This window comes from Mesorhizobium sp. M7A.F.Ca.CA.002.04.1.1, from assembly GCF_004022805.1.
In the GTDB taxonomy this organism is placed as follows: Bacteria; Pseudomonadota; Alphaproteobacteria; order Rhizobiales; family Rhizobiaceae; genus Mesorhizobium; species Mesorhizobium ciceri.
Genome location: NZ_RZPL01000404.1, coordinates 1 through 5,103 on the forward strand (window position 1 = coordinate 1; position 5,103 = coordinate 5,103).

The 5,103-nt window shown below is 63.6% G+C and carries 2 protein-coding genes and 1 pseudogene; all 3 read left to right on the top strand.

The window, feature by feature from the left end; translation table 11 throughout:
• Window positions 1-2,630: translocation/assembly module TamB domain-containing protein (locus tag ENZ75_RS20185; protein WP_206617068.1), on the top strand; the 2,630-nt coding region annotated here is incomplete at its 5' end.
• Window positions 2,631-2,896: 266 nt separating this feature from the next.
• A complete protein-coding gene (locus tag ENZ75_RS20190) occupies window positions 2,897-4,549 on the top strand; it encodes an ABC transporter substrate-binding protein (RefSeq protein ID WP_013530882.1) in 1,653 nt (550 codons plus the stop codon).
• A gap of 230 nt (window positions 4,550-4,779) precedes the next feature.
• Window positions 4,780-5,103, top strand: a pseudogene (locus ENZ75_RS20195) (ABC transporter permease); the annotation flags it as partial.

Below are 5,103 nucleotides of genomic sequence, written 5' to 3' on the forward strand. Positions count from 1 at the left end.
CCAACGGCAGTATCGCTATAGGCGGATTGAAGCTGACCTCGGGCGCGCTGACCGCAGACGGGCAAGCCAGCCTTGCCGACAACAAGGTGGCCGCCGACATCAAGGGTGCGCTGAGCGATATCTCGCTGCTGTCGAAAGACGCCAAGGGCGCCATCGCTTTTGCGTTGAACGCGCAGGGCCCGGCCGCGGCGCCGGACCTGTCGTTGACCATCGACAGCGACCGCCTTCTCGTGGCGGCGCGAGAGATCACCGGGCTGAAGCTGACCGCCACCGGCAAGGCCGATGCCGCCAATCCGGCGGCGAATGTGCAGCTGACCGGCAATGTCGCCGGCCAGGCGCTGCAAGGTAGTGCCGTGCTGGCGACGGCGGACGGCAAGAGCGCCATCAATGGCCTGCTGCTGTCGCTCGGCAAGAACAGGATTTCCGGCGATCTGGCGCTGGATGAAAAGTTCGTGCCGGTCGGCACCATCGCGCTCGACCTGCCCGATATCGGCCCGCTGGCAGCACTTGCCCTGGAGAAGGCCGAAGGCGATGTGCGCGGCACGATCGCCTTTTCGAAGAACGGCAATGCGCCACAGGTCGCAATCAAGGCGGCGACAGCATCGATTACGCGCGGCGACCTGCAGGCGAAAGCCGTCTCGATCGATGCGCTGGTCGCCAACTATCTGGCGGCGCCCGTGATCTCCGGAAAGATCCGCGCCGACACCGTCACGTCGGGCGGCACCGTGATCAGCGGCATCGATGTCGACTTGAAGCGCGACGGCGACTGGACCGGCTTCTCCGGCGGCGCAACCGTCAAGGGCATTCCGGCACAGGCCGCCGGCCGGGTGAAAGTGGCCAACGGCACGACGACCATCGAGCTTGCCTCCGGCCAGGCGACTGTCCAGGGCATCAAGACGGCCATCGCCCAGGCCTCGACCGTCAGCATTGCCAACGGCACAACGACGCTGGACCGGCTCGTGCTCAACCTTGGCGGTGGGACGGCGACGGTGACCGGCAAGGTCGGCACGGCGCTCGACATCAATGCGACGCTGGCGCGGGTGCCGATGTCGCTCGCCAACAGTTTCTCGCCGGGGCTCGACGCCGCCGGTTCGATCTCAGGCACGGTCAAGGTGACGGGTGCGCCGGCGAACCCCGCCATTGTCTTCAACCTCGACGCGGCCGGCGTGCGGACCTCGCAGACGCGCGGTGCCGGTGTCGGTGCGGTGAGTGTCTCCTCGTCGGGCACCTTCGGCGGCAACAAGCTGACCTTCAATGCCAATGTCGGCGATGGCGCCGGCCTTGGCCTCAAGGGCGGCGGCACCGTGACAACGGCCGGCACGCCGTCACTGGTGCTCGACTTCAATGGCGTCGTGCCGTTCGGCCTGCTCAGCCAGAAGCTGGCCGCGCAGGGTCTGTCTTTGTCTGGAACCGCCAATGTCAACGTGCAGGTGCGCGGTCCCGCGACATCGCCCGTCCTCGGCGGCAGCATCAGCACCTCGGGTGCGCGCCTTGTCGATGCGCGCTCCGGCCTCGCCGTCAACGATCTCGCCGCCGATGTCTCGATTGCCGGCGGCGTCGCCAGGATCAACCGGCTGACCGGAACGCTGTCGACGCGCGGCAGCCTGTCGGCCAGCGGCACGGTCGGCATCAACCCGGCGCAGGGTTTCCCGGCCGACCTGTCGATCAAGCTGGTCGACGGCCGCTATACGGACGGCAGGGTGGTGACCGCCAATCTCGGCGGCGACCTGACGATCAAGGGACCGCTGACCTCCGCACCGGTCATCGCCGGTACCGTCAATCTCGCCAAGACGGTGATCACCGTTCCCGACAAATTGCCGGGCTCGCTGGCGGCGCTCGACGTCAAGCACAAGAACGCGCCGGGCGCGGTCAAGGCGCAGGACAAGGCGCTGCGGCCGCCGACGACCAGCGGCAAGGGCGGCGGTAGCGGCCTTGCGCTCGATGTCACGGTCAACGCGCCGAATCAGATCTTCATCCAGGGCAGGGGCGTTGATGCCGAACTTGGCGGCTCGCTGAAGCTGACCGGCCCGGCCTCGTCGCCGCAAGCGGTCGGCACCTTCACCTTGCAGCGCGGACGACTGTCGATCCTCGGCAAGCGGCTGACCTTCACCGAAGGCACGGTCGGGTTTTCCGGCTCGCTGGTGCCCTATCTCAATTTGACGGCGACCACGACGACGACCAGCGCCACCGTCACCATCGTGGTGTCGGGCGAAGCGACCAATCCGAAGTTCACCTTCTCCTCGGTGCCGGCGCTGCCCGAGGATGAGGTGCTGGCGCAATTGATCTTCGGCCGCTCGATGTCGAACCTGTCGCCGCTGCAGATCGCCCAGCTCGCCGAAGCGGCGGGGCAGCTGGCCGGCGTCGGCGGCTCGACGTCGCTGCTGGAAAACCTGCGCAGCGCAATTGGCGTCGACGATCTCGACGTCACCACCGACGACCAGGGCGGCACGGCGGTTTCGGCCGGCAAATACCTCAACGACCGCACCTATGTCACCATCCAGAAGGGCGACAAGCCTGGCTCGGGCAAGGCGACGATCGACCTCAATGTCGGGCGCGGCGTCAAGCTGCGCGGCGAGGCCAACGATGCCGGCGAAGCCAAGGGCGGCATCTTCTACGAGAAGGAATACTGACAGTCCGGCGGGGCTTTTGGCCTCATGGTGGATCGATTCTGGTGCTGTGCGGGCCAGAGTAAATGTCTCAGTTTAATCGACTATCGCGATTCCAGAAGAATCCGTCGGACAGTAGCAAATTTGCGCCAAGACTGTCGTTATCACGCGAACCGCTCCCCTTTCAAAGTTGCACATTCCCTAACATGTTCTCAATCCACGCCGTCTTTGACATCATGGCCTGGATGCGGAATGTTAAAAGGCGGAAAGCCAACAATGGGAGTTAAGTCATGACAATTTATAAGAGTAATGGCGATCGCGTTCCGGATCACATCCTGGCCATGGCCGAAGAAGCCAAGGCAGGCAAGGTGGACCGCCGCGAATTCCTGGCCATGGCCAGCGTCTTCGGCGCATCGACGGCAATGGCTTACGGCTTGCTCGGCCTCGCCGATCCGACGCCGGCGAAGGCCGAAGAGGTAAAGGGCAAGAAGGGCGGCACGCTGAAGATCGCCCAGTGGATCAAAGATCCCAAGGACCCGCGCAAGGCCGACTGGTCGGAAATCGCCAATGCCGAGCGCCAGGCGCTCGAGCCGCTGGTCAAGTACACCTCCGAATACACGTTTCGCCCCTATCTGCTGGAAAGCTGGGACGTCAACGACGACGCCACGCAGTATACGCTGCATGTGCGCAAGGGCGTCACCTGGTCGAATGGCGATGCCTTCACCGCCGATGACGTCATCTTCAACCTGAAGCGCTGGGCTGACAAGAAAGCCGAAGGCAATTCCATGCCCGGCCGTCTCGGCTCGCTGGTCAAGGACGACAAGCTCGACGAGAGCGCCGTGACCAAGCCGGACGACCACACGGTCGTGCTTAAGCTCAGCAAGCCGGACATCGCGCTGATTCCGAACATGTGCGACTATCCCGGGCTGATCGTCCACAAGACCTTCGATGAGAAGGGCGGCGACTTCAAGGCCTGCCCGATCGGCACCGGTCCGTTCGAACTCGTCTCCTACGATGTCGGTCAGAAGGTGGTCTACAAGCGCCGCACCGATGACAAGTGGTGGGACGGCGAAGTGTTCCTCGATGGCCTGGAATTCATCGACTACGGCACCGATCCGGCAGCCATGGTCAGCGCTTTCGAGGCCGGCGAAGTGCACACCAACTTCGAGACTTCGGCCGACTATGTGTCGATCCTCGACGGCATGGACCTGGTGAAGTCGGAAATCGTCACCGCGTCGACCATCGTCTGCCGCACCAACGTCAACAACAAGCCCTATGGCGACCAGAAGGTGCGCAACGCGCTGCAGCTTGCGGTCGACAACAATGTCGTCTTGCAGCTCGGCTACGGCAATGCCGGCTCGGTCGCCGAAAACCACCATGTCTGCTCGATCCATCCGGAATATTACGAGCTGCCCAAGGTTGCCCGTGATCCGGCCAAGGCGAAGGCGCTGATGGCGGAAGCCGGCCAAGCCGACTTCGAACACGAGCTGATCACCGTCGACGAAGACTGGCATAAGAACACCGGCGATGCGATCGCCGCCCAGCTGCGCGACGCCGGCATCAAGGTGAAGCGCACCGTTCTGCCGGGTTCCACGTTCTGGAACGACTGGACGAAGTATCCGCTGTCGATGACCAACTGGAACATGCGTCCGCTCGGCGTCCAGGTTCTGGCCATCGCCTATCGCACCGGCGAGGCCTGGAACGAGGCCGGCTGGTCGAATCCGGACTGGGATGCCAAGCTCAATGCGGCGCTCGCCGTTGCCGACGCCGCCAAGCGCAAGGACATGATGAAGGACATCGAGCAGATACTGCAGGATTCCGGCATCATGATCCAGCCGTACTGGCGCAAGCTCTACAGCCACTCGGTGAAGGCGGTGCAGAACTACAAGATGCACCCGACCTTCGAGCGCGACTACGGCAAGGTCTGGCTCGACCAGGCTTGATATCGCATCGACATGGAGGGAAGGGGCTCGCTCCCTTCCCTCGCTCTTTGCATTGTCCGTCCCTGCTGGTCCGCACATTCTCAAAAAAGTTGCGGACTCGCGGGCAAGGCCATGCAACAAAAACAGGGTTGATCGCATCCGAAGGCCTGTTTGACAGCCAGCCCCGCCGGTCACGGCAGGGTTGGCTTTCATAGCCGGCTCAAACCCCAACCCATCGGCAGGGGGCCGCCATGCTTTCCTTCGTTATCAGGCGTCTTGGCACCATGGCATTGACGATGCTGTGCCTGACCATGGTCGTCTTCTTCCTGATCAACCTCGAACCCAATCTGAAGAAGCTGGCGATCAGCCAGACCGAAATGCATACGTCGGCCGAGCAGCTCGAGAGCTGGCTGGTCAACCATGGCTACCGGCAGAACTTCTTCGTCCGCTACGGCCAGTGGCTTGGTGTCTTGCCCAAGCAGCCGGTAACCGACCCGGCGACCGGCAAGCCGGCGCAGCGTTTCTCCTTCTGCAACGATCCGCTCGTGCCGACCTTTGCCGGCGTTTTCCAGGGC